This is a genomic window from Polaromonas sp. P3_B4, assembly GCF_056402835.1.
On record NZ_JBFUGQ010000001.1, the window covers coordinates 2,685,889 to 2,711,023 of the forward strand.

Annotated in this window: 21 protein-coding genes; 6 read left to right on the forward strand and 15 right to left on the reverse strand. The window is 61.1% G+C overall.

Going from position 1 to position 25,135, the window contains the following annotated elements; all coding sequences use genetic code 11:
• Positions 1 to 35: 35 nt before the first annotated feature.
• Together AC1DVV_RS12750 and AC1DVV_RS12755 are read right to left on the reverse strand one after the other, a co-directional pair.
• Complete coding sequence (locus AC1DVV_RS12750; RefSeq protein WP_477667663.1) at positions 36 to 509, reverse strand: SRPBCC family protein; 474 nt, start codon at positions 507 to 509, stop codon at positions 36 to 38.
• Positions 392 to 862: an ArsR/SmtB family transcription factor gene (locus AC1DVV_RS12755; protein WP_477667664.1), complete on the reverse strand. Its 471-nt coding sequence runs from the start codon at positions 860 to 862 to the stop codon at positions 392 to 394. The genes AC1DVV_RS12750 and AC1DVV_RS12755 overlap by 118 nt, the downstream gene beginning before the upstream one ends.
• A gap of 264 nt (positions 863 to 1,126) precedes the next feature.
• Between AC1DVV_RS12755 and AC1DVV_RS12760 the strand changes: the two genes are divergently transcribed.
• Positions 1,127 to 1,528 (forward strand): EF-hand domain-containing protein, encoded by a 402-nt coding sequence (locus tag AC1DVV_RS12760; protein WP_457282131.1) that lies wholly within the window; start codon positions 1,127 to 1,129, stop codon positions 1,526 to 1,528.
• Between the two features lie 50 nt (positions 1,529 to 1,578).
• Here AC1DVV_RS12760 and AC1DVV_RS12765 read toward each other — a convergent pair whose 3' ends face one another.
• The gene (locus AC1DVV_RS12765) at positions 1,579 to 2,580 is read right to left on the reverse strand and encodes a transporter (RefSeq protein ID WP_457282132.1); all 1,002 of its coding nucleotides are present in this window, start codon (positions 2,578 to 2,580) and stop codon (positions 1,579 to 1,581) included.
• A gap of 287 nt (positions 2,581 to 2,867) precedes the next feature.
• Here AC1DVV_RS12765 and AC1DVV_RS12770 point away from each other — a divergent pair, with 287 nt between their 5' ends.
• Positions 2,868 to 3,317 (forward strand): VOC family protein, encoded by a 450-nt coding sequence (locus AC1DVV_RS12770; RefSeq protein WP_457282133.1) that lies wholly within the window; start codon positions 2,868 to 2,870, stop codon positions 3,315 to 3,317.
• Positions 3,318 to 3,426: 109 nt separating this feature from the next.
• Here the strand turns inward: AC1DVV_RS12770 and AC1DVV_RS12775 are convergent, their stop codons facing one another.
• Both AC1DVV_RS12775 and AC1DVV_RS12780 read right to left on the reverse strand, forming a co-directional pair.
• Positions 3,427 to 8,982 (reverse strand): PAS domain S-box protein, encoded by a 5,556-nt coding sequence (locus AC1DVV_RS12775; protein ID WP_477667665.1) that lies wholly within the window; start codon positions 8,980 to 8,982, stop codon positions 3,427 to 3,429.
• A gap of 366 nt (positions 8,983 to 9,348) precedes the next feature.
• Positions 9,349 to 10,287, reverse strand: coding sequence for a DedA family protein/thiosulfate sulfurtransferase GlpE (locus AC1DVV_RS12780; RefSeq protein ID WP_457282135.1), 939 nt, complete (start codon positions 10,285 to 10,287; stop codon positions 9,349 to 9,351).
• Between the two features lie 250 nt (positions 10,288 to 10,537).
• Here AC1DVV_RS12780 and AC1DVV_RS12785 point away from each other — a divergent pair, with 250 nt between their 5' ends.
• Positions 10,538 to 12,916 (forward strand): ATP-dependent DNA helicase, encoded by a 2,379-nt coding sequence (locus tag AC1DVV_RS12785; protein WP_457282136.1) that lies wholly within the window; start codon positions 10,538 to 10,540, stop codon positions 12,914 to 12,916.
• A 483-nt stretch (positions 12,917 to 13,399) separates the two neighbouring features.
• Here the strand turns inward: AC1DVV_RS12785 and AC1DVV_RS12790 are convergent, their stop codons facing one another.
• The 6 genes from AC1DVV_RS12790 to AC1DVV_RS12815 form a co-directional block, all read right to left on the reverse strand.
• Positions 13,400 to 14,122: a hypothetical protein gene (locus tag AC1DVV_RS12790; RefSeq protein WP_457282137.1), complete on the reverse strand. Its 723-nt coding sequence runs from the start codon at positions 14,120 to 14,122 to the stop codon at positions 13,400 to 13,402.
• 354 nt (positions 14,123 to 14,476) lie between these two features.
• Positions 14,477 to 15,289 carry a hypothetical protein gene (locus AC1DVV_RS12795; RefSeq protein WP_457282138.1) on the reverse strand — a complete coding sequence of 271 codons (813 nt, stop codon included), beginning with the start codon at positions 15,287 to 15,289 and terminating at the stop codon, positions 14,477 to 14,479.
• A 116-nt stretch (positions 15,290 to 15,405) separates the two neighbouring features.
• Positions 15,406 to 15,645, reverse strand: a complete 240-nt coding sequence (locus tag AC1DVV_RS12800) for a hypothetical protein (RefSeq protein WP_457282139.1) — start codon at positions 15,643 to 15,645, stop codon at positions 15,406 to 15,408.
• 281 nt (positions 15,646 to 15,926) lie between these two features.
• The gene (locus AC1DVV_RS12805; RefSeq protein ID WP_477667666.1) at positions 15,927 to 16,100 is read right to left on the reverse strand and encodes a hypothetical protein; all 174 of its coding nucleotides are present in this window, start codon (positions 16,098 to 16,100) and stop codon (positions 15,927 to 15,929) included.
• Positions 16,097 to 16,468 carry a hypothetical protein gene (locus tag AC1DVV_RS12810; RefSeq protein WP_457282141.1) on the reverse strand — a complete coding sequence of 124 codons (372 nt, stop codon included), beginning with the start codon at positions 16,466 to 16,468 and terminating at the stop codon, positions 16,097 to 16,099. The genes AC1DVV_RS12805 and AC1DVV_RS12810 overlap by 4 nt, the downstream gene beginning before the upstream one ends.
• The gene (locus AC1DVV_RS12815) at positions 16,465 to 16,629 is read right to left on the reverse strand and encodes a hypothetical protein (protein WP_457282142.1); all 165 of its coding nucleotides are present in this window, start codon (positions 16,627 to 16,629) and stop codon (positions 16,465 to 16,467) included. The genes AC1DVV_RS12810 and AC1DVV_RS12815 overlap by 4 nt, the downstream gene beginning before the upstream one ends.
• A 269-nt stretch (positions 16,630 to 16,898) precedes the next feature.
• Between AC1DVV_RS12815 and AC1DVV_RS12820 the strand changes: the two genes are divergently transcribed.
• Positions 16,899 to 17,516 (forward strand): DUF502 domain-containing protein, encoded by a 618-nt coding sequence (locus AC1DVV_RS12820; protein ID WP_457282143.1) that lies wholly within the window; start codon positions 16,899 to 16,901, stop codon positions 17,514 to 17,516.
• A 120-nt stretch (positions 17,517 to 17,636) separates the two neighbouring features.
• A complete protein-coding gene (locus tag AC1DVV_RS12825) occupies positions 17,637 to 18,992 on the forward strand; it encodes a dicarboxylate/amino acid:cation symporter (RefSeq protein ID WP_457282144.1) in 1,356 nt (451 codons plus the stop codon).
• Positions 18,993 to 19,092: 100 nt separating this feature from the next.
• On the opposite strand, the gene infA is transcribed toward AC1DVV_RS12825, so the two are convergent.
• The 4 genes from infA to AC1DVV_RS12845 form a co-directional block, all read right to left on the reverse strand.
• A complete protein-coding gene (infA, locus tag AC1DVV_RS12830; protein ID WP_092132708.1) occupies positions 19,093 to 19,350 on the reverse strand; it encodes a translation initiation factor IF-1 in 258 nt (85 codons plus the stop codon).
• 62 nt (positions 19,351 to 19,412) lie between these two features.
• A complete protein-coding gene (locus AC1DVV_RS12835; RefSeq protein WP_457282145.1) occupies positions 19,413 to 19,649 on the reverse strand; it encodes a hypothetical protein in 237 nt (78 codons plus the stop codon).
• 469 nt (positions 19,650 to 20,118) lie between these two features.
• The gene (locus AC1DVV_RS12840; RefSeq protein ID WP_457282146.1) at positions 20,119 to 21,150 is read right to left on the reverse strand and encodes a response regulator; all 1,032 of its coding nucleotides are present in this window, start codon (positions 21,148 to 21,150) and stop codon (positions 20,119 to 20,121) included.
• Positions 21,134 to 24,664 carry a hybrid sensor histidine kinase/response regulator gene (locus AC1DVV_RS12845; RefSeq protein WP_457282272.1) on the reverse strand — a complete coding sequence of 1,177 codons (3,531 nt, stop codon included), beginning with the start codon at positions 24,662 to 24,664 and terminating at the stop codon, positions 21,134 to 21,136. The genes AC1DVV_RS12840 and AC1DVV_RS12845 overlap by 17 nt, the downstream gene beginning before the upstream one ends.
• Positions 24,665 to 24,830: 166 nt before the next feature.
• On the opposite strand from AC1DVV_RS12845, the gene AC1DVV_RS12850 reads away from it, so the two are divergent.
• The gene (locus tag AC1DVV_RS12850; protein WP_007874763.1) at positions 24,831 to 25,133 is read left to right on the forward strand and encodes an urease subunit gamma; all 303 of its coding nucleotides are present in this window, start codon (positions 24,831 to 24,833) and stop codon (positions 25,131 to 25,133) included.
• The last annotated feature ends 2 nt before the right edge of the window (positions 25,134 to 25,135 follow it).

Below are 25,135 nucleotides of genomic sequence, written 5' to 3' on the forward strand. Positions count from 1 at the left end.
TGGGGCTGAACAGAGGTGGTGGTTTGGGGTGACTTTCAGGTCACAGCCGATGAAACAAACAGTTTGTCGAGCTTGAGGAAAGCGCCGGCCCAGCCCTCGTTGTGGCTGTCGCGTGCGGCCAGGTCGTAGAAGCGCTCATGCTTGAACACCAGCTCGGTGCCGGCCCCGGAAGGTTTGAGCGAGACCGTGACCCGCGACACGCGTTCCGGTGTGCTCTTCCAGCCCCAGTCAAACACCAGCTTGCGGTGTGGTTCGACTTCGAGGTAAGTGCCGCTCACGTTGTGTGTTTCCCCGCCCGGCACGCCGAACTGGATGTGGTAGCGGCCGCCCACACGCACATCCATGTCGGCAATGGTCACCACGCCGGCCGGGTCGGGGCCGAACCACTGCGCTAGTGCTTGCGGGTCGGTCCACGCGCGCCAGACTTTTTCGGGAGCGACGGGGTAGTGGCGGGTGATGTCGACGGACGGGCCGGCGGACGGTTTGCCTTGCGCTGTGCTTCTTTCCATGGCGGGTTCAACTCCTCTTGCTGGTAAAGGTAGCGGCCCAGCGCGTCAAGGCGCTCGGACCAGAATTTCTCGTAACGGGATAGCCACATGGCGGCCTCCTGCATGGGCTCGGGTGAAATCGCCAGGTTGACGACGCGGCCATCCTTGGCGCGGCTGACCAGGCCGGCGTCTTCCAGCACCCGCAGGTGCTTCATGAAACCGGGCAGGGACATGCCGTGCGGCTGGGCCAGCTCGCCGACGGACAGGTTGCCCTGTTCCAGGGCCTGCAACACCTTGCGCCGCGTCGGGTCTGCCAGTGCGGCAAATACGGCGTTCAGGGTCTCTTCTTGCGCATCATTTTTATACTTAACCATTTGGCTTAGTATTTGATAAATGATGGGGCTTGTCAACCCGGTTGGCCCGGGAAATCTGTTTCTTTATGTACGCACGATTTGTGGACAGGCCGCCGGGGTGAAGCGCTTTTTTTTGAGCGTGCAAATAAATGTGTCGGCTTGCACCTACCCTGTAAAGCGGCGAAACACCCTGCAAGTTGGCTGGCACTGAAACGTGAATTGACATCCAATCAGGGTATGAACCATTCACCTCATTCACCTTTCACGACCCCGTTCACGACCCCGATGATTTTGTCCAGCCCGCAACAAACCTTCCCTACGCCCGGCCGCCGTGTGGCAGTCCGCTACGTGGGTGCAGTGGCACTGGCCCTGGCCGCAGCAGCCATGCTGTACACCCCACGTGGGCATGCGCAGGCTACAGACCCGGCCGCCGCTGCGTCGGCGCCTGCGGCCGGTGCATCGCAACCCTCCGCTGCCGCGGCTTCCCCCACTCCCAAATACGCGGCCAGAGACCTTGAGCGCGCGTTCAGTTTCATGGACAAGGACAACAACGGCAAAGTCAGCCGCGATGAGGCGTCCAACTTTCGCGGTGTCTCCAAACACTTTGACGAAGCCGACACCAACAAGGACAACATGCTGTCGCGCGAAGAATTTGAACGTGCCATGAACGGGCCGAAACCCCAGTAAACGACGCGCCGGCTTGCGCAAATGGTGATGCGGGAAATGGCTTGTGAAAGCTATTTTTTCCGGTAAACATACCAGGCCGCGAAGGCGGTGAAAACGCCAATGATCCCCACGATCACCATGAAGCCGTGGGGATGCTCGGCCAGGGGGATGCCGCCCACATTCATCCCCAGCAGGCCGGCAACAATGTTGATGGGCAGCGCCAGTACCGTGACCATCGTCAGGATGAAGACGCTGCGGTTGGTCTCCTCGCTGACCTGTGCGGCAATTTCTTCTTGCAGGAGCTTGATGCGCTCCTTCAGCTCGGACATGTCCCGGATGGTCAATGAGAATTCTTCCGTCGCCTGGCGGAGCTCCTCCAGGTCGTGCTCGCTGACCCATGGCGGCGGCAGCCGCAGCAGGCGGAAAAGCGCACCGGGCTCCGGCGCGAGCAGCCTTTGCAGCCGCACCAGCACCCGCCGCAGCTTGCCCAGGTCAGCCCGGCGGTTGTGCAGCCGGCCGATCAGGAATTTGTCTTCCACCACATCCACCTGGACAGTGGCGTCACGCACGATGCGCACCAGCACATCGCCCTGCTCGCGCAGCAGCTGGTTCAGAAATGACACCGATGACGCCAGCGGCTTGCCGTTCTTGATGGCGTCACGCATGCGGTCGATGGAACGCAGGGGATGGGAGCGCGCGCTCAGCGCCATATGGGGCGCCACGTTCAGCCACAGGCTGGACATCTCAGCCGGGTCAAACGCGAATTCATACGCCACGTCGTTAACGACAGCAATCAGTGTGTCGTGCGCATCTTCTATGCGGGTGGATCTTGAACCCGCATGCAGAGCCTCGAAAAACTCGGGTACCGCGTGCAGATGCTTGCGGATGCTCGCCTCCGCCGCGGCGTCACTCAGGTTGAAGTGCAGCCAGACGAAATCTGATTTTCCCTTGGGGCTTTCGTCCTGCAGCCAGGCGGCCGCCTCCAGGAGATCTACCGGGATGCCGGGCGCGCCGTTTTCAAACCTGTAACCGCAGAGCAGGCCGGTTCTGTCGGCGCCGTAAGTGATGTCCATTCAGAAGTGGCGTGAAGTAGTCGAGAAATGGGGTGAATCGGACACGACAGGCACCGGCAGCCGGTATCCGGCGACCTGCCCCGGGCAGTGGCGGTCATACAGTGTGTTGCCTTTGCATGACGGTTCGGTGACAGCGGCGTGACCGCGTTCTTCAGGCGCCTGGCCGGGCGGTGCATGCCCGCAGCACGCCGGGTTGTCACTGAGCTCCAATGCGCCTCATAATTTCAGGACCGGCTGGCAGCACCTCAGGCCTCGCCTGGTTCCTTCACATCACCGACGGAGACGATATGGCCACCCACGAATTGTTTGCCTACCTTCATGTCAAAAATGCTGCAAAGGCCATGGCGTTTTACATCTCGGTTTTTGGTGCCACGGAAAAATTCCGGCTCACAGAACCCGATGGCCGCATCGGCCATGCCGAACTGGACTTTGACGGCGCCACGCTGATGGTGTCGGAAGAATTCCCGGAGTACGGCACCCGGGCGCCGGATGCCGGCGCGCCGGCCACCGTCACGCTGCATCTGCATGTGGACAACTGCGATGAGGTGATTGCGCGTGCGCTGAAAGCCGGCGCCACGCTGGAAATGGCGGCGCAAGACCAGTTTTATGGTGAGCGCTCGGGCAGCTTTCGCGATCCGGCAGGCTACCGCTGGAGTGTGGGGCACAGCATTGAAACCGTGTCGCCAGAGGAAATGCAGCGCCGCTATACCGCGTTGATGACCACGCCTTCTGCGTGAATTTGCTATGAAAAATATAGCTGCTTGCGCCCGCCAGTAAAGGCTAGATCCCGGATTTATTCACTAGCGCGCCAGGAACCCCGTAGCCTGCCGCGGGCCCGGTACAGGTTCAGGCTTCGTCCGTCGGCGATCCCGCAGAATTGCTTTGCCCGAGCACGCGCCGCAAGGTTTCGAGGAGCTCGGTGTTGGAGGTTTTGGCCTTGACCAGCACGGCGGCTGCCCGTGTGGCCTGAAGCCTGTCCACCTCCAGCGCCGAGAAAATCACCACCGGCGGCGGACCGTCCATGGCCTCGACGTCCTTGAGCAAATCCCAGCCGGAGCCGCCCGGCAGGCTGAGGTCCAGCAGGATCAGGTCGAAGCGCTGTTCCTTCAGCCTGTCGCGTGCTTCCTGCACCGTGTCGGCAAAGACGAAGGTCGCAAACCCCTGGGCAATGGTCGCTGCGATGCGCTGGATGTCCGGATCGTCTTCAACATGCAGGATGACGGCGCGGGCTTCGACCGAACCGGCAATGGCGCGCCGCACGCCCAGCACGAGCATGTTCTCGTCGATGGGTTTTTCCAGCCAGTCCGATACGGTCAGGGACTGCTCGTTGAACTGGATCCGCCCCTCGGCCGCCGAGGCCGACACCACCACGATCGGCACGTCGCGTGTATGCAGCTGGGCGCGCAGCGCCCTGATCAGCGCAATGCCGTCCTGGTCGGGCAGCTTCAGGTCTATCGTGACGGCGGCATACCGCCTTTTTGCCAGCTCCGCGACGGCCTGCCTGGCTGTGTACACCATTTCGGTGTCAAAACCGCCCTTGTCGAGCATCATGCTGATCAGGCGGGAGATGTCCGGGTCGTCCTCGCAAATCAGGACACGCGGCCGCTGTTCGACCAGTGCCGAGAAACCGGAAGTACGCTCCGGCGAATCCACCCATTCGGGCAGTTCAAAGAAGAAGGTGGTGCCGACGCCGGCGTCGGTATTAAAACCGATGCTGCCGCCCAGGCGCTCGATGATGGCCCGTGAAATATTGAGGCCCAGACCCGTGCCGCCCTTTTGCCGTGTATCGGAGGAGTCGGCCTGGGAGAATTTCTGGAAGATACGGTTGCGGAATTCCTCCGGAATACCGGGCCCGTGATCCCGTACCTCGACGCGTATGCCCGTCTCGCTGCGTGCCACGTGAATGTCCACCGTGCCGCCTTCGGGGGAGAACTTCATCGCGTTGGACAGCAGGTTGGTCACCACCTGCGTCAGCCGGTCGCTGTCGACCCTGACCTGCAGGTCTTCATCGGGAAATTCGAGCTGCAGATGCACATTCTTCGCCGCGCCGTAGCCTTCGTTGGCGGCCAGCGCCTGCTCCAGCAAAGGCCTGAGTTCGATGGCCTGAAAATCCAGGGTCATCTTGCCGGACTCGATCTTCTCGATGTCCAGGATGTCATTGATCAGCCGGATCAGGCGCTCACAGTTGGTCTTCGCGATGCCCACCAGCGTCTTGACGGCGTCGGGCAGCTGGCCGGCAACACCACCGGAGATCAGGCCCAGCGAGCCCCGGATCGAGGTAAGCGGCGTGCGCAGCTCATGACTGACCGTCGAGACAAATTCACTCTTCATGCGGTCAATGCGCTTGAGTTCAGTGACGTCATTGGCCAGCGTGTAGAAACCGATCACCTTGCCTTCGTCGTCGCCGTCGCCGTAGCGCGGGAAATAATTGATCACGTAGTCGCGCGTGCCGCCGCGGGCGGTTTTCTGCGATCGCTCGTAGACCACCGGGTAGCCCTGCAGCACCTCTTCCACCCGGGGCTTGATCAGGGCGTACATCTCATCGCCCACGATGTCCCGGATGGTCTTGCCTTCGAGCTGCGCTTGCGTCATGCCGAAGACTTCCTCGTAGGCCCGGTTATGGAAGCGCAAGCGCTGATCGGCGTCGGCGTAAGTGATCCAGGCCGGCACGGTGTCGGTGATTTCGCGCAGCTGCGCTTCGCTGGTGCGCAGGGCCTCGGTGACACGACGGATTTCGGTGGTTTCGCGTCCCGTGCCGCGGTAACCGGTGAATTTTCCGTTGGCGTCGAATTTGGGCACGCCGCTGATGCTGAAGTAGTGCAGCCGACCCTTGGAGTCGCGCCGGGTACTTTCAAGGTCGCGGAAAACCTCGTGCCGGGCTATCGTGGCCTTGTACTCGGCCAACGCACCGGCTTCGATGTTGATGTAGTCGAGCTCCCAGGCAGTCTTGCCATGGGCCGCTTTCGGAATGCCCGAGGTGCTTGGGGCTTCGCCGGGAACTTCGACGAAGCGGAAGTTTTCGTCCTGCTCCCAGAACCAGTCGGAGGCCAGCGAGGTGAGCGCGCGAAAGCGCTCCTCGCTTTCACGCAGAACCTGCTCGGTCTGCTTGCGCTCGGTGATGTCCTGGATCTGCGCGATGAATTGAAGCGGCTTTCTGTCCGCATCGCGCACGAGGGAGCAGCTCATGTAGCCCCAGACAGTGCGGCCGGACTTGTGGATGTAGCGCTTTTCGACGTGGAACGATTCGATTTCACCGGCCAATGCCCTGCGGCGCTGCTCCAGGTCCCAGGCAATGTCGTCGGGATGGGTCAGGTCATGGATGGTGCGCGACAGCATTTCCGCTTCTGAATACCCCAGCATCTGGCAAAAAGCGGTATTGACCTTCAGCCGGCGCGAGTCGATGCCGATCAGCGTCATCCCGATGGCCGCATGTTCAAACGCATTGCTGAACTGTTGGTCACTGACCGTGAAGACATCGTTGTCCGTGCTGATGGGGCCGGCCCCCTTGGGACTTACTTCTCCGGCGTCCTCGAACGCACTGGCGCCGCCGTCCGTCAGCGCAACGCCTGAGTCGTCAAACACGTCCCCCTCAGCCGGCATGGCCCCGGCCTGCTCGCCTCCGAGCGTGAAATAAAAGGTACTGCCCTCACCCACCGCCGACCTGGCCCAGATTTTTCCGCCGTGACGGGTAATGATGCGTTTGACCGTGGCCAGCCCGATGCCGCTGCCGGCGAACTCTTCCGGTGAATGCAGCCGCTCAAAAGTGCCGAAGAGCTTGTCGGCATACGCCATGTCGAAGCCGGCGCCGTTGTCCCGCACAAAGTACACCACCTGGTCCTCAGGCCCGGCTTCTTTTCCGACCAGGATTTCGGTGTGCGGTTTTTTCGAGGTGAACTTCCATGCATTGGCGATCAGGTTCTCCAGCACCTGACGCAGCAAGGCAACGTCCGCCCGGCCCCACAGGTTGGGCTCGACGGTGATCCGCACCCGCCGGTCTGGATCGTTTTCCGTCCATTGCTTGATGATCTTGGCCGCCTCGGTGCTGATGTCGACAGACTCCCAGTTCAGGCTGGTCCGCGACAACTGGGCCAGGGACAGCAAACCGTCGGTCAGCTCACCCATGCGGCGCACACTGCTGCGTATGCGGCCCATGAAGTGATGCGCGCGCTCCCCCGACTCAGGTGGAACCGCTTTTTCAAGCAGCGCACAAAATCCGTCGATGGTGCTCAACGGTGTCCGCAAGTCATGCGCCACAGAATATGAGAAGGCCTCGATCTCCCGGGTAGCGACTTCCAGCTGGGCGGTCCTGCGCAGCACGCGCTTTTCCAGGTTGACGTTCAGCCGGACGATTTCCTGCTCAGCCTGCCGGCGTTTGCTGATGTCGGTAATGGTGCTGACATACCCCGACGGAGCGCCGTTCCCGTCCACCAGGGGCTGCACGTTGATCAGTGCCCAGAACTCGCTGCCGTCGGGCCTGCGATGGCACACCACACGGTTCAGTTGTGGCTGGCCGGTACGCACGGCGACAACACTGGGCCACTCTTCCCTGGGCATTGGCGTGCCGTCTTCGCGGAATCTTTGCCATTCCGGCTCGACCGAAGTCTGGCCTTTGAGCTGGGCCAGGGCCAGGCCGAGGATGCGCTCTGCACTGGCATTGCAATCAACGATATGCCCTTGGGCGTCCCGCAGGATCACACCTTCGGCCAGCGCACCCACAACCGCCCGGAAGCGGGCCTCGCCGACCCGCAGCGCCATCTCCACTTCCTTGCGCGACGTGATGTCGGCGCCCACACCCCGATAACCCGCAAAGGTTCCTTCGTCGCCAAACACCGGTTCCCCGCTGACGCTGCGGTAAACGACGCTGCCATCTTCCTTGGTCAGCCGGTATTCAAAATTGCGGAACGGCAAATGCGCCTGTAACACCGCCTTGTGCTCGTCCCATGTACCGACAAGCGGCGCAGCATTGGGGAGGTCCCATCGGCATTGCCCCTCTCCAATGACCTGGGTTCCCAGGGAGAAGCGTTGCGGATCATTGGAGACAAAGACGTTGCGGAAATTTGTATCCTGTTCCCAGTACCAGTCGGACGAAAGACCGGTGAGGCTGCGAAAGCGCTCTTCGCTGCGACGCAGTTTGGCCTCGGCCTCAAGCCGCGCGGTAATGTCGGTGCCCACGCCGTGATAGCCGGTGAAGCGGCCGTTGGCATCCACCATGGGCTCCCCGCTGATACACAAGGTCACACGCCTGCCGTCTTTTTCTTCGCGTTCGTATTCAAAGTTGCGGAAGACTTCGTGGCGTTCCAGCAGGGCCCGGTGGTTGGCCCAGAGCTCCTTGTTGACCGGGCTGTGGTCGATCTCCCAGCGTGTCTTGCCAAGATGCTCATTGATCGCGCGCTTCGCTTCGTCCGTGTTGCCACCGGACAACTTGGTGAACCGGAATTTTTCATCCGTCTCCCAATACCAGTCGGACGAAAGGCTGGTCAGGCTGCGGAATTGGCGCTCGCTGCTGCGCAGGCGCGCTTCGTCGGCCAGCTGCTGGGTGATGTCTTCAGCGATGACCAGGACATGCGTCACCGCACCGCTGGAATCCTTCAGCGGGACCTTGCGCATGTGGACATGAATAGCGCCCCTGTGTCTTGTGTAGGTAAGCCGGTCAGGGAACTCCTGCTTCTCGCCTGAAGCAATCAGGCTCAGATCCGCCGCGTACATATTGTGAGCATGGGCCTTTGGCCAGAGATCATGAACCGTGCGGCCCAGCGCTTCTGCGCTGGTGACACCGTACAGCTCTTCTGCGGCCCGGTTCCAGGCCAGGAAGCGGTGGTCCGTGGCGGATTTCAGGTGAAGAGCGACCGGGAGGTTCTCAACGATGTCATCGAGCAGGCGGGCGACCTTGCGTTCTTTTTCTTCAGCACGCCTGCTCGCCGTGACATCGCGTGTGATGCCCCGGTACCCCACGAACTCCTGATGTTTGTTGAACACCGGCACACCGCTGATGGAAAAATAATGCGCGACGCCGTCGTCCAGAACGCGGATGTATTCGAAATCGCGGAAGGGCTTGCGTGCAGCCAGCACGGCGCGGTGGTCTTCCCATGACATGGTGACCGGCAGGGCGCCAGGCAGTTCCCAGCGGCATTTGCCGACGGAACTGTCGAGATCCTCATCTTGTGACTTGTTGCTGTACTCGGCAGTGAAGTCGGTAAAACGATACTCCGCGTCCTGCTCCCAGTACCAGTCCGCCGAGATGGTGGCCAGGCTGCGCAGCCCGCTGATGTCGTCCTTCAGCGCCTGGACCAGGCGCTGCTGTTCCACGATTTCAAGCTTCAGCGCATCATTGGCGGCCGCCAGCGCAAGCGCTTCGGCCTGTATGCGCTGCTGGGACTGCTCTGCCGTCTCGTCGCGTTTCATCGCGGCACCTGACCTGTAACCGTGCCGGGCCGACGCGGCAGGGGCACGGGCGCCCCCATCAGGCCAGGCTCACGGTGGACTGCGGTGAATGCGCTTGGCAAACTGGGGTTCATCCGCCGGTGGTGACTTTCTTTGCAAAGGTGAGCGGCTCCATCAAGACCCGCTTTCCGTAGCTGCCGCCCTGCAAGTGTGTAATGCTGCATTTAATTGCACTATAGGACAACACCCTGATTTCTTTTGGCCGTGCCTTCGATTAGATTGGCCTGGTTTTTGCATACTTAAGACCTCCTATGACGGCAGTTAATAGGTCCTCGGAATTACATGAATTGCCGGTTCGGTATTTGGCAATTATTACCACCACTCCACTCAGGCAGTCTGGGGGTATTCCAGCGCCAGCCCCGCCGCCTGCCAGGCATCAATCCCGCCGTGCAACGGCCTGACATTGCTGAACCCGGCCGCCATCAGGCGCTTGGCCACCAGGGCTGCAGAAGCATCGTTGGGACAAGCGCAATAAACGACCACGGCGACATCGTGCGGGATGTCAAGCGATGCCCGGGTTCGGTCCAGGTCCGACCAGACCAGCGCGCCGGGAATGATGCCGCCGCCGGCGCGCGCCAGTTCCGTGCGCACGTCCAGGATGACGGCAGGCTTGTTCTGCTGTGTGAGCTGCAGCAGCTCCTGCGGTGAAATGCGGGCCATGCGCAGCTGCCGGTAAAAGCGCTGCCGCTGCCACCATTTGTGCGCCAGGAAGAGCGCAAACGCAGCCAGCAGCACCATCAGCCCGATGCGTCCCATCTGCTCGAAAATGGCCAGCACGTCGGCCACCGCGTCATGAAAAATCATGCCGATCCCCACACCGGCACCGGCGTAAAGCGTTGCGCCCAGCGCATCAAAAACCAGAAAGCGGCCGAAGGGAATGCCGGTGCGTCCGGCCAGCGCTGTGGCGAGCGAAGCAAACCCGGGAATGAACTTTGCCAGGATGAGCGACTTGACACCCCAGCGCGTGAAGATGGATTCGGTTTGCCGCACGCAGGAGTCGGGCGACAGCGAAATGCGGCACAGCGTTTTCAGCACACGGCTGCCGTAGCGGTGGCCGGCCCAGTACCAGACGCTGTCCGCGGCCAGGCAAGCCAGCACGGCGGTGAAGATAAGGCCTGCTGCGGAGTATTGGCCGTTAAAGCTCAACGCGCCGGTGAGGATCAGCACCGGATAGGCCGGAATCGGCAAGCCGAGCTGTTCCAGCCCGACATTCAGGAAAACGGCGGCGAGCCCGTAGTGCTCGAGCCACACAATGATCTGTTCCATGGAGTCGCGTTACTTTCTGCGGGGGTCGTTGCGGGCTGCAAAGCCGTTCAGCTCCGCTTTTGTTGCCCATTGATGCAATGTAGACGGCTACAGCGCAGCAGTAAATGGTGGCCCGGTGAATGTTCTTTTTCCATGGGGAGAACAATTCGGGCAATTCGGGTTATTTGGGCTGATTTTGGGAGGCGGCGCCCGGCGCCTGCGCTACCATGAACCCTTCCCCTGTTCATGTGACTCAGAGAGCGACTACCGATTGAAATACCTTGTGGCTGTCCGGGCCCTGTGCGAGTTCACCGCCAAGCATGGCGACCTGGACCTGCGCTTTACGCCATCACCTTCCGCACAGGAAGGCATGGCCGGGCACGCCATGGTGGCGTCGCGCCGTGCAGAGTCTTCAGAGTCCTATCAGGCCGAAGTCAGCCTGGAGGGCGAGTACAAGACCCTGAAGGTGCGCGGCCGTGCCGATGGCTACGACCCTGAACGCAACCAGCTTGAAGAGGTCAAGACTTTCCGGGGCGACCTGCACGCCATGGCCGACAACCGCCGGCACCTGCACTGGGCACAGCTGAAGATTTACGGCTGGCTGCTTTGCGAAGCCAAAAAGCTGCAGGACGTCAACCTGACACTGGTGTACCTTGACGTGGCCAGCACGCAGGAAACACCGCTGACCGAACATTTTTCCGCCGCGTCGCTCAAAGAATACTTTGAAACGCAGTGCGAGCGCTTTCTGGCCTGGGCCAACCAGGAACTGGCACACCGCCAGGCGCGTGATGCTGCGCTGGCCACGCTGGCATTTCCGCACCCTGCATTCAGGCCGGGTCAGCGTGAACTGGCCGAAGCGGTTTACAAGACAGCCCAGGCCGGCACCTGCCTGATGGCACAGGCGCCCACGGGCATCGGCAAAACCATTGGCACGGTGTTTCCGCTGCTCAAGGCTGTGCCGAAAAAGCAACTCGACAAGCTGTTTTTCCTGGCGGCCAAAACGCCGGGCCGCAGGCTGGCGCTCGATGCGCTGGACCGCATCAAAGGCAGCACGGCGGCCCTGCCGCTACGCGTGCTGGAGCTGGTGGCGCGTGACAAGGCGTGTGAACACCCGGACAAGGCCTGCCACGGCGACGCCTGTCCGCTGGCCAAGGGCTTTTACGACCGGCTACCCCAGGCGCGCAGCGCTGCGGTGCAGCATGCCGCCGCACAAGGCCCGCTCGATAAAGCAGCACTGCGTGAACTGGCGCTGGCCCATCATGTGTGCCCTTACTACCTGAGCCAGGAACTGGTCACCTGGGCAGACGTGGTGGTGGGCGACTACAACTATTACTTCGACACCAGCGCGCTGCTGCACGGCCAGGCCGTGGGCAACCAGTGGCGCGTAGGCGTGCTGGTGGACGAAGCGCACAACCTGGTGGAGCGCGCGCGCAAGATGTACTCAGCCACGCTGAGTCAGGCGCAGCTGCAACAGGTGCACGCTACCGCGCCCCGCGCCGTTCGCGGCGCACTGGAGCGGCTCAACCGCAGCCTGCTGGAATTGCAGGAGGCGCAGCAGGCGCGGGGCGAGGCCTACCAGGTCCATCCCGAGCTACCCGTACCTTTTCTGAAAACCCTGGCGCAGGCGCTGACCCAGATCACCGACTTCCTGCTGGCCAACCCGACCCGCATGGACGGCGAACTGCAGGATTTTTATTTCGAGGCACTGCACTTTTCGCGTATGGCTGAAGACTTTGGCGAACACTCGCTGTTTGACGTGACGCTGCAGCAGGAAGCCGGCCGCGACGCGCTGGGCCAGGTACTCGGCCAGCAGCTCGCGGTGCTCAACATCCGCAACGTGGTGCCTGCGCCCTTCCTGGCGCCGCGTTTTGCCGCCGCGCAGTCGACGGCACTCTTCTCCGCCACGCTGAGCCCGCAAAACTACTACGCCGACACGCTGGGCCTGCCGGCCGGCACGGTCTGGACAGAGGTGGAGTCGCCCTTCCTGGCCGAGCAATTGCAGGTCTCGGTGGTAAGCGACGTCTCCACACGCTTTCAACACCGTGACGATTCGCTTTCGCCCATCGTCGACCTGATGGCTCGGCAGTATGAGGGCCGGCCCGGCAATTACCTGACGTTCCTTAGCAGCTATGACTACCTGCAAAAGCTGGTCACGCTGTTCCGGCGGCGCTACCCGCATATTCCCGTGTGGGAACAGACGCGCGGCATGGAAGAAGCCGCGCGCGACGCCTTTTTGGCACGCTTCACGCCAGCCTCGCAAGGCATCGGCTTTGCGGTGCTGGGCGGCTCGTTCGCCGAAGGCATAGACCTGCCGGGCGACCGGCTGATAGGCGCGTTCATCGCCACACTGGGTTTGCCGCAGGTCAATGCAGTGAACGAGCAGATCCGCGAACGCATGGGCATCAACTTCGGCGCGGCCCAGAGCTACGACTACACCTATCTCTATCCCGGCCTGCAGAAAGTCGTGCAGGCGGCCGGACGGGTCATACGCACCACCTCGGACCGCGGCGTGGTCTATCTCATGGACGACCGCTTCACCCGGCCCGAAGTACAAAGCCTGCTGCCGGGCTGGTGGAAGGTGGCGCGGCTACGCGCCAGGCGGCGGGAACCGGCCGCGGCGTTGTCGGAGCCCCACCCACTGAATCACTAAAGCAAAAGCCCGCGTCCGCGGGCTTTTGCCTGCACGGCCATGAAGGCCGCTCACCATGCGGGGCCTAAAACACGCCCAGCAGCATGAGGATAAGAACCACACTAAGGGGGACACCCAGTAACCAGGCAATGAGAGGCATTTGATTCTCCTGAAAGTTGTCAAATTGAAGACAACTTCAATGTAGATTGCGTCCGGGGGCGGCCATGCCAGCCTGAAGGCTTGCTGCAAGTAAGGAATCGCTGACGCGCGTGTAGTTGTGCGGCTCGGCCGCCTGAAGTCCAGCAGGGAAACACCCGGAACTCAAGGAAAATCGGCCTGCAGGTCAATCGGGACGGGCGCAAGAAGCTCCGAAAATGATAGCAACCCTACCACCTCAATCAGCAAGGAATACGGTCCGCCATTTTGGCGGTTGCCACAACTCACAGGCCAGGTGCCAGCAGCATCCACGCGCGCAGAGGCGTCAGCGAAGCTGTTTATAAGGATTTAGCGCTGGCTGAATTGCAGCGCGCCCAGCATGCGCTGCACGGGCTGGGTTTCAGGCAGGACATACACCACGCCATGGCTTTTTCCCAGCACGGGATTCACGACGGTTTCGTAGAAATTGACGGGCACTACGACACATCCCAGCGAAATGCGGTTGTCGTCAGGTGTTTCAGAAGCCAGCCGCTCGGCGCGGCGTTCTGCCGGAGCCGCAGGGCGAAGACGGTGGATTGCCAGCTTGGCCGTGTAGTCGATCCACACAATAGCCTCGCCGTGAAGGTTGTGGCCGGGTTCGGAAACAAACCGGCCTGCCGGCGTGGTGCGTTCGTCTGCGCGCAGGCTGGCAACGTTGCGCTGCTCCATGCCCGGCACCGTGTGGTCGCCGGCTGTCAGGCCGGTCAATGCCGGCGATGCACCGCGCAATTGCCCCGTGGCGTCAAACACAAAAATGCGCCCACCCTTTTTATCGACCACCACAAATGGCAGGCCCTGGTTATCGCGCGCGTTCATGATCCAGCGCAGGGCGTAGCGTGCATCGGCCGATGCCGCGACCAGTGTCATGTCGGCGGAACTGCCGGCGCCCGGCACCGCCATCACGGGTTCCGGGCCGCGTACCAAGGGCGGATCTACGGGAATGGCAGATGCCCACAGAGGGATCGCAGCGAGAAAGGCAAGGGCCGCCGTGCAGACGGTTTTTGCGCGCAGTGCCTTTCCTTTGAACAACATCCTGATCCTGGGTTGAATTCATTGCCATGTGCGGAGCACATGAAAAAGCCGGCCTCGAACCTTTGGGGTAGGAGCCCGGCTGTGGTTGCACCATGTTAGCGATGCAAGCAAATGTTCACAACGGAAAAACCCTGAAATCCTCTGGATTTTTGCTATGCTTTTAATAGCAATAAATCGTTTGCCGTATTGTCATTCATGCTTTTTTTGCATCCAGATTTAGCTACTCAGGAATTTGGTAACAGCGGCCACATGCGGGCATTTTTCGCATTGAAGATGCGAGCGCGCAACAGTACGCAGGGGGTTGTTACAACTCACTCTTCGCGAGAGGTGATCGAAGGAGCGAACAGGCGGGTGTCAGGCGGCGGGGCGAAGCCCCTGTTTTGCGGCAAGCGCATGGGCGGCAGGAAAAACCTCAGCCAGTGGTTTGATTTCCGGCAAAACGTAAATCACGCCATAGCTCGCATTGAACGCGGGCTTGAGTACATCTTCGAAAAATGCCACCGGCATGTTGATGCACCCGTAGGAAATACGGTTGTCCTCGGTACCGGGAGACGCAAGCCTTTCCAGCCGGCGCTCTTTGGGCTCCAGTGTTCGCACGCGGTGCATGGAAACAGCTGCTTCGTAATCCACCCAGACAACATCTTCGCCCAAGGTGTTGCGGCCAGGCTCCCCCATAAACCGGCCCGCCGGTGTGGTGCGTTCGTGGGGCTGCACCTGCGCAATGGGCCGCCCGCCGATACCGGTCACGGAATCATCGCCGACCGCCGCACCGATCAGCACGGGCGTGGCGCTGCGCAACTTGCCGGAGGGTTCGAAAACAAAAACCTTGGTATTTATCTTGTCGAGGATGACAAAGAAAAGCCTGCGGTTGTCCCCCGAGGCAACCACCCAATTGGCAACCTGCCGCGCCTCATCCGACGCAGGCTCTTCACCAAAATCGGCAAAGCGCAAAGACGGCGCCAGCTGCAAGGCGCTGGAAGGGATGGGGTTCAGGGCCGGAGAAGAAACCGGACGGGCATGAAAAAGCGGCAATGTCAGGACAAGCAGTGCCGAGCCCAGCAAGATGCCTTGCTTGATGCCGTCAAGAACGTCTGCGCGGCTGGTGCCGGGCCCATCGCCGGCCGAGGGCGTGGGCGACGCAAACATGTTCATGAAAATACGACGCATGGCCTGCGCTAAAACAATGACGATCCGGCAGCCATGTGAAAACGCTCCGGAAGCCGCGCCTTAAAAGACATGGCAAACCGGAGCGGTGTCACACCAAGGTGCATGACGGTCTGGGTTTAGTTGCGGTCAGCTTGTGCTGGGCGCTCGGTCTGGAAGCCAGCCGTGTTGCTTTCAGTCGTGGTGGCAGGTGCCGCACTGCTAGGGGTGGTGGTGTCCTGGTTTTGCATGGTCTGGCCGGACGACTCTGCAGGCGCAGCTGGTGCCGTTGGGGTTTCGGTCTGGGCGTATGCCAGGCCAATGGTGCTCACAACAGCGGCGGCGGCTACGGCAGAGGCCAGGGATTTGGAAAACTTCATGTCTTGCTCCTTAAGTCATGCCCATCACAGGCAATCAGGGTTGGTAAATGGCTGGCCGTATTGCCAGCTAATTCCAATTTACGAGGGGAGACTGGGACACGGCGTCGGTCCGGTACGGCCTGTCGTGTAGGACAAGCGAGGTCACAAAATGCTACGCACCGAACCAATATAAACACCTGGGCCTGATTCAGAATCGCCCATGCTCCCTGCGCGTTCTGCGCTGAGTGGGGCCGCACTTGCCATGCTGCGGTGCTGCCGTTCCTGCATATCTATCCGGCGGACTATTCGTTGGGATTGTTGCCCTTGAGGCCGTGTTCGGCCTTGATGGCCAGCTGAATTTTCTCAAGCTCATCGATGAGCTGATCCATGCGTGGAAAATCTTTTACCGGCGCCGCCTCCAGGGCCTCAAGCTGTGCGCGGAGCCGCACGTACTCCGCTTGCAGATCGGGTTTCACGCAGGTACCGCACCCGGTTTGATGCCGGTGTCTCTCGCCGCACGGATTTCCGGGCTGCCCGCCGCCGTATTTTTCTTCGCAGAACTGGCAGCACCGAAAAGATCGACCTGCTGAGGCTCATCGCTGCGCGGGCCGTATTGCAGGTCGGGACCGATCAGGCGCTGCAACTCGCCGTAACCGGTGGCCAATGCAGTGTCATATGCGGCAAAACTGATATCGGAGCAGGACACCGATTCAAACACCCGAGGATCCGCGTGGCTCTCCAGGATGCGCCAGCAAAATTCGCCTGGCGCGGGTTCTTCGACTGTCAGGGCAAGGGAACGCAAGGGGACATTGAGTTGCGCATTGACCAGCGTGGATTGGCTCATAAATATCCTAGAAAAAGGCCGTGATGGCCGGGCATGACGTTGTTGCGCAGTTGATAGCGCAGCCGAAAAATATCAAGGGAATGAAAGGTAACTTTCAGCATCGGCGCTTGCTCAGGTGCAAGCACGATGTGAGCGGGAAGAAGACCTGGGTCCGGGTTCATGTCAGCGCTGGGCTTGGGGCCGTGGGTTGATTGATTTTGTTATCGCGTCAAAGCAGCTGCGGGTAATTTGGCGAATGTTGGGCATTGGCTGCACTGCGACAGTTTAAGCAAGAGACTGTGACACCCGGCAGTGATTAGTACCGTGAAAATGTAGGAGAAAGCCGACACCCTCCCTGGCGAGGTGTGTCATGCGAAATGGTTATATTGCAGGCTAGCCAGAAAAATGCACCATGCGCAGCGCGCCTTAACGAAAAGCCAACGAAAAGCCCATGAAAAGCCTCTATAAATATTTCTTTCGTGGCCTCATCACCATCCTGCCGGTGGCACTGACGGTATACCTCCTCTATATCTTCCTGGCATGGATGGAAACTGCCGCCCTGTGGATCCTGCGCCCTCTTATCGGCAGTTTTTACCTGCCCGGCATGGGCTTGGCGTTCGGCATCCTGACCATCCTGGCGATTGGCTTCCTGGTATCCCAGCAAAGTGTGCGCAAAGTGCTGTCTTTTGCGGAATTGCCGTTTACCAATTTGCCGGTGGTCAAAAGCATCTACTCGTCGCTCAAGAGTTTTGCCGACTACTTTTCACCTTCGGGCAAGCAGGGCGAGCAAAGCGTGGTGATACTGCGCATGCCTGGGCACGCGATGGAAATCGTGGGCCTGATCACCCGCCGCAGCTTTGCCGACCTGCCCTCCGGATTCCTTCCGGGTGAGCGTGTCGCGGTTTATTTACCCATGGGCTACATGATCGGTGGCTACACGGTGTTTGTGCCGACGGAGTGGGTGCAGCCTATCGACATGTCGGTGGAAGAAGCCATGCGCTCGTCACTGATTGCGTGGATGGCCCGCCCGCCGGCCGCGGGTAGTGGCAGCGGCAGCCCGGCCGGCTGAGCTTGCGCCGGGGCGGCGTAAAGATTTGTTATCTGTGGTTTCCCACATGGACAAATCGCGTGGCGGGGCTATATTGAATCCGTCCCCCACAACCCGCGCATTCGCTGATGCGACCCGGCCATGACAAGCACAACGACAACGAAGACAAGCCGCAAGCCACCCCTTTACAAATCGCTCTACTTCCAGGTGATCTGCGCCGTGATCGCCGGTGTGCTGCTGGGGCATTTTTACCCTGAGGCCGGAAAGCTCATGAAGCCGCTGGGCGACGGCTTCATCAAGCTCATCAAGATGATGATCGCACCCATCATCTTCTGCACCGTCGTGATCGGCATCGCCGGCATGGAGGACATGAAGAAGGTCGGCAAGACCGGCGGCCTGGCGCTGCTGTACTTTGAAGTCGTCAGCACCTTCGCGCTGATCATCGGGCTGGTCCTGGTCAACGTGTTCAAGCCGGGCGAAGGCATGAATGTCGACGTGTCCACGCTGGACACCAAGGCCATCGCGGCCTATACCGGCCCCGGGAAAATGGTCGGCACGACCGACTTCATCATGAACATCATTCCGTCCACCGTGGTGGATGCCTTCGCCAAGGGTGAAATTCTGCAGGTGCTGCTGATCGCGGTGATGTTCGGCTTCGCGTTGCACCGTTTCGGCGGGCGCGGTACGCTGGTGTTCGACTTCGTCGAAAAAGCCTCGCATGTGCTGTTCACCATTGTCGGCTTCATCATGAAGGTGGCGCCCATAGGCGCTTTCGGCGCAATGGCCTTCACCATAGGCGCTTATGGCGTGGACAGCCTGGTGTCGCTCGGCAAGCTGATGGCCGCTTTTTATGCGACCTGCCTGATCTTCATCTTCGTAGTGTTGGGCACCATTGCGCGCCTGCACGGGTTCAGTATCTGGAAGTTCATCAAATACATCAAGGAAGAGCTGCTGATCGTGCTGGGCACCTCGTCCTCCGAGTCCGTGCTGCCGCGCATGATGGAAAAGATGGAGAACCTGGGCGCAAAGAAAACCACCGTCGGCCTGGTGATCCCGACCGGTTATTCGTTCAACCTGGACGGCACCTCGATCTATCTCACGATGGCGGCGGTGTTCATCGCGCAGGCCACCAATACGCCCATGACCCTCACGCAGGAACTCACGCTGCTGGCGGTGCTGTTGCTGACTTCGAAAGGCGCGGCAGGCATCACCGGCAGCGGATTCATTGTGCTGGCCGCCACGTTGTCGGCGGTGGGTACCGTGCCTGTGGCCGGGCTGGCGCTGATTCTGGGGATTGACCGCTTTATGTCGGAAGCGCGGGCGCTGACCAACCTGATCGGCAATGGCGTGGCCACGATAGTGGTCGCCAAATGGACGAATGATCTGGACACTGAGCGGCTCCAGGCCGGGCTCAACCATGAAACCTGGGTCGAGGCCCAGGAGCCCGAAGTGCTGATCAACAAGAAGACCGAGCACATGGCGACCGGCCGGCGCTAGGGCCTGTTCACAGTTCAGGGGAAAACAACAAAGCCCGGCAAACGGAGGATTCTCCGCCTGCCGGGCTTTGTGCTTTTTTGGGGCGCGACGAGCCGCCGGTTTAGCGAGCCTGGCGCGGCGCCGGGCCTGGGCCACGGCCAGCGATATGGCGGAAGGTGATGCGGCCCTTGCTCAAGTCATAGGGCGAGAGTTCCAGCGACACCTGGTCGCCGGCAAGGATACGAATATGGTTTTTCCGCATCTTGCCGGAGGTATAGGCCACGAGCTTGTGGCCGTTGTCGAGCGTGACGCGAAAGCGCGAATCAGGCAACACTTCGTCTACCAGCCCATGCATTTCAATCAGTTCTTCTTTGGCCATGATGTAACTCCTAGGGAATTGGAAAAATTGTCAGTGATGTCTGTTGTAAGGGCTGGCAAGGCTTATGCGCAGGCCGGCGCCGAACGCTCGTGGATCCAGCCGAGGGCATGTTCCGTCGCGTAATGCACGGCCGCGGCCGCACTGTCGAAAAGGCCGCTGAAGCGCATCACGCGGTCGTGCGTGGCGCTGCCGCTGCCTGAGCGGATGGAGACCGATGCAGCGTAGCGTTCGCCTTGCTGCTTGGCCAGTGGTGAGACAAGGTACTTGCCCACCGCGATTTTGGTGTGATCTACGTTCATAAAAAGTCCGTGCCGGGTATGTGTCCCGGCTTGATAAATAAGGAGTAATCGGCTTGCGAGCAAGCCGGCGGGTGTTCGGTGTCCACCCACCTGGCCCTTGTCAGGGGCTGGGCTGGTTGAGCCATGCGTGGCACTGTCGGGAATAGTGCTCGCCGGAAAAACGGAACAGTGTTGAGAGGGTTCAGGGCTGTATGGGCACTGAAAACACTGTGGATTCGGGCTCTGGGAAGCGCCGCAATTGAGAAGGAAGCCTGTTGGGAAAAGGCCTCGATGAAAAAAGCTGATGCTTTACCGAAGCTCTTATTGTAACCGCCCAGCGGAAATCACGCTTTTTACCTGATACGGCCATCGCAAACCGCTCATTCTTAGCAACCAGGGGCCGCGGAGCCGGCTTTGCCGGGCCGCAGGCGCAGCGGCCCCCTCGGGGGGCAACGCAGTACGCGAAGCGACAAGCGTGGGGGCTCTATCTCTAGCCCTCAAACTGGGGATGCAGCTGCCGTATGCGGTTCATGGCCATACCTGCGGCAGCGGTGCGGGTTTCCACACCCAGCTTGGCATACACCCGTTCCAGATGCTTTTTGACCGTGGCTGGGCTAGAGCCCAGGATGTCTCCAATGTCGCGATTGGTCTTGCCCTTGACCACCCAATACAGCACTTCAGCTTCTCGGGCGGTGAGCTTGAAGCTCAGGCTCATGGCTTCCACCACTGCGTCGTCGGAAATTTCGCGCATGACGATCAACCAGTCACCGCCGCCGTCGCCGTCGCCGGTCTGCTGGTGCAGCCGGAAGGTCAGGCGCCGCGGACCAAGCTCCACCGCCAGGCGCGGCGGCTCAACCTGGCGCTCGGCCTCCGCCATGTGGCGGCGCAGCCAGTTGAGTACAGGTTCGGGTGTTTGCGGCGCGGACGTACCGTAATAGCGCATGAGCAGGTCGCGCGCCAGCGGCGTTTGCCAGATCAATTTCCCGTCTGCCTCACCGCCCATGCGCACCGTGATGCTGGCGTAGCCGAAAGCGTCCAGCGCATTGCGTGCTTGCCCTGCCTGCCGCGCTTCCTGCCTGGCACGGCGGGCGCCTTGCAAATGCACGCCCATGCGTGCCATCACTTCCTTGGGCTTGATCGGTTTGGTAACGTAGTCCACTCCACCGGCTTCCAGGGCCGCCACGAGGTACTCGGTTTCCGTGAGACCGGTCATGAAAATAATGGGAATGTGCGCCGTTTCAGCCATGGCCTTCAGGCGCTTGGCAACTTCGAAGCCGTCCATCCCGGGCATCATGGCGTCTAACAAAACGATGTCGGGCAAAGCCTGCAGCGCACGCTGCAGCGCTGCCTCGCCACTGGTGGCCACAAGGACGGTATAGCCCGATTCATCGAGCGCATCGTGCAGGACCGACAGGTTGTCGGGCACGTCGTCCACAATCAGCACGATATCGCTGTTGGCCCGGTCCAGTGTGCGGTCCAGCTTTCGATCCAGCGTTGGTCCGTCGTCAAGCACGCTGCTCATGGCCCGTCTCCTTGTTGGCTAGCTGGCGGCCCATGGCTTCAAACTGAAATTGCCGCGCCAGCACGCGCATTTCGTCCACAAAGGCCGCGGCCTCCGGCCGCTGCCGTTCAATTTCTGCCAGGTTGTTCATGATGCCCCGGTAAAACCCGAGATTGACGACCTCGAGCAGGGCCGCGAGTTGAGACGCATCGGGCAGTACACGCGGTGGCACGGCCTGGACCACAGGGTCGCCGTCATCCGCAGCAAGGTCATAGCGCCACTTGAGGGCCAGCCGCCGTTCAAGCCAGTCGATCAGTTCGGTATGGCGCACCGGTTTGAGGATGAAATCCTCGGGAAGGATGCCGGCATCGTTCTCGGCGCCCTTGTCGAATGCGTTGGCGGAAACAATGGCGAGATGAATGTCCTCGTGCCCTGACGCACGCACACGGCGCAGGGTTTCCCAGCCATCGATCCCCGGCATGGCCAGGTCCATGAAGATCACGTCGGGCCGGTACCCGCTGGCCAGCAGATCCATGCAATCGTGACCGCTGGCGGCGGTACGCAATTCAAATCCCATGGGCTCAAGCAGTTGCACCAGCAGTTCACGGTCGGGCTCTTCGTTGTCGACCACCAGCAGCTTGCGGCGAACCCCTTCATAGCCGCGCGGCTGGCGCCTGGCTGGTTTGGTGGCGGCATCCTTGACGGCTCCTGCGGCCATGTGCACTTCGGGCAAAAACAGCCGGATACGGAAAATCGAGCCTTCGCCCGGGGTGCTGACCACCGTCATCTCGCCACCCATCAGGTCGGTCAGCATCTTGGCAATCGTCAAGCCCAAACCGGCGCCCGGTGTGCCTTCCGCGCTTTGGCCGGCTGTAGCCCCTCGCGCAAAAGGCTCAAAAATCCGGGACAGCTCCGCCTCACCCATGCCCGGGCCGGTATCTTCAATGTCGATGTAGGCCATCTCGCGCGCATGGCGCAACCTGAAAATCACCTGGCCCTGCGCCGTGAACTTGATGGCGTTGCCCAGCAAATTGATGAGAATCTGCCGAACGCGTTTCTCATCGGCTCGCACCAGCTCCGGCAGATGACCGCTGGTCTCAAAGCGGAACCCGAGACCCTTCGCGGCGGCCTGCAGCTCGAACATGCCGGCCATCTCGTGCACACAGTCGGCGAAATGCATGGGCTTGACATTCAACGTGAGCTTGCCCGCCTCGATGCGGGCAATATCGAGCGTTCCCTCGATCAGCGAAAGCAGGTGTTCGCCCCCGCGCTTGATGACGCTGACAGCCTGTTTGCGGTGCGGCGGTATGGCGTTGTCTTCACCCATCAGCTGCGCGTAACCCAGGATGCTGTTGAGCGGCGTGCGCAATTCGTGGCTGATGGCGCTGATATAGCGGCTTTTCGCCTGGTTGGCCTGGTCGGCATGGCGGCGGGCCTCTTCTGCCACCAGCTTGGCCTGTTGCAGCGCCTCGTCTGTTTGCCGGTGCGACTCGATCTCGCGCATCAACAAATGGGTCTGGCGGTTCGATTCTTCCTGGGCCACCTGGCGGCTTTTATGCGCCAGCACCAGCCACCAGGCCACAAGGCCGGCAATGACCAGCAAGGCCATGTACGCCTTCATGAAACCTGAACGCAAAGCCGGCTCGGAAGGCTCGATGTCCGCCAGCGCGCTGATTTCCTGGTGGTACAGCAGGCCGAACACGCTGGCCAGCAGCGGCACGATAATGAGCATGAGCAGCAGGAAATGGCCCAGGCCCGTATCAAGGTAAGGCCAGGTGCGGCGCGGCAGCAGCCAGCGCAGCGCACCCGACCACTGCGCCGACAGGCTGGCGTGCGGCTTGCACAGGTCGCCGCAGCGCGCGTCCAGCGTGCAGCACAGCGAGCAGATGGGCCCCTGGTAGGCGGGACAGTGCGCCATGTCCGGGCCTTCGTAGGCGCGTTCGCAAATGACACACTGCTGCGTCGCATAGCGCTTGTAAGAACCGTCGGAAGCAGTCGCTCCGGAGCTGCGCGCAATGTAGTAACGGCCCTGGGTCGCCCACGCGATCAGGGGCGCGGTCACAAATGCGGTGCCCATGGCGATCACCGCGGAAAAAGCCCGCGCCGTTTCGCCGTAAAGCCCCAGATGCGCTGTGACCGACAAGAGCGAAGCCAGCGCCATGGCGCCCACGCCGACCGGGTTGATGTCGTACAGGTGGGCCCGTTTGAATTCAATGCCTTTGGGAGAAAGGCCCAGCGGTTTGTTGACGACCAGGTCGGCGACGACAGCCATCACCCATGCGATGGCGATGTTCGAATACAGCCCCAACACGTCGCCCAGCGCCTGGAACACATTCATCTCCATCAGCATGAAGGCAATGAGCGTGTTGAACACCACCCACACCACCCGCCCGGGGTGGCTGTGCGTGATGCGCGAGAAAAAATTCGACCACGCGAGGGAACCGGCGTACGCGTTGGTCACATTGATCTTCAGTTGCGACACCACCACGAACAGCGCCGTGGCCGCCACCGCCATGCCGTAATTCGGAAAGACATACTCGTAGGCCGCAAGATACATCTGGTTGGGGTCTACCGCCCGGTCCAGCGGCACCATGTTGGAGATGGCCAGATAGGCCAGGAAAGCGCCGCCCAGCATCTTCACCACGCCGAGTAGCACCCAGCCGGGCCCGCCCGCCAGCACACCGGCCCACCACCGCCAGCGGTTGGCGTCAGTCTGCACCGGCATGAAGCGCAAATAGTCGGCCTGCTCACCCATCTGGGTGATCAGCGCGATTCCGACTGTTAAAGCGGCACCAAACAGGTGCAAATTAAATTCACCGTTCGTTCCAGTCTCCCCTCCGTAGTGCAAAACGCCCGAAAACGCACCGGGATCGCGCAGGAAGACATAAACAAAAGGCACCACCAGCATGACCAGCCATAAAGGCTGTGTCCAGACCTGCAGGCGGGAGATCGCGGAGACGCCATGGGTTACCAGCGGAATGACCACCAGCGCGCAGATCAGGTAACCCCAGCTGGGCGGGATACCCAGGGCGAGGTCCAGGGCGTAAGCCATGACCGCCGCTTCCAACGCGAAAAAGATAAAGGTAAACGAGGCGTAGATGAGCGAGGTCAGCGTGGAGCCGATATAGCCAAAACCGGCGCCGCGCGTCAGCAAGTCCATGTCGACGCCATAACGCGCTGCGTAAATGCTGATGGGCAGGCCCGCCATGAAAATGATGAGCCCGGTGGCCATGATCGCCCAGAAGGCGTTGGTAAACCCGTACTTCACCAGCAGCGTGGCACCCACAGCTTCCAGAATCAGGAAAGAAGCCGCGCCGAACGCGGTGTTGGCCACCCGCCATTCAGACCACTTGCGAAAGCGCTGCGGCGTGAAACGCAGCGCATAGTCTTCCATGGTTTCGCTTGCCACCCAGCTGTTGTAGTCGCGCCTGACCTTGATGATGCGCTGCAGCGGCGGCGCTTCGGCCGCCAAAGGCGCGGCCCCGGCCGCTTCGGGCGGCAGTGGCGGCAGCTGGGGCGTGAGCGGGGCGTCCATGGAGTGGGCAGATGCGCCGGGCGCGGAGTGATTGACCGTCTCCAGGTGCATGTTCTGTGCCATGCGTTCTACCCCGGGGCGGCCTTGGTGGCTCACGTTTCTTATGGCACCATTCTTGCACCCCGGCAAGCATCCCCAAGCCGGCAGCCTGCCCTGAGAGAGCCCCATGGAATTGACGCCCAGAGAAAAAGACAAGCTCCTTATTTTTACCGCTGCCCTGCTCGCCGAAAGGCGCCGCGCCCGCGGCCTCAAGCTCAACTACCCCGAGTCCGTCGCCCTCATCAGCGCCGCCGTCATGGAAGGTGCGCGCGACGGCAAATCCGTCGCCCAGCTGATGAGCGAGGGCCGCACGGTGCTGACCCGCGCCGACGTGATGGACGGCATCCCCGAGCTGATCCCCGACATCCAGGTCGAAGCGACTTTTCCCGACGGTACCAAGCTGGTCACCGTGCACCAGCCGATTGTTTAAGC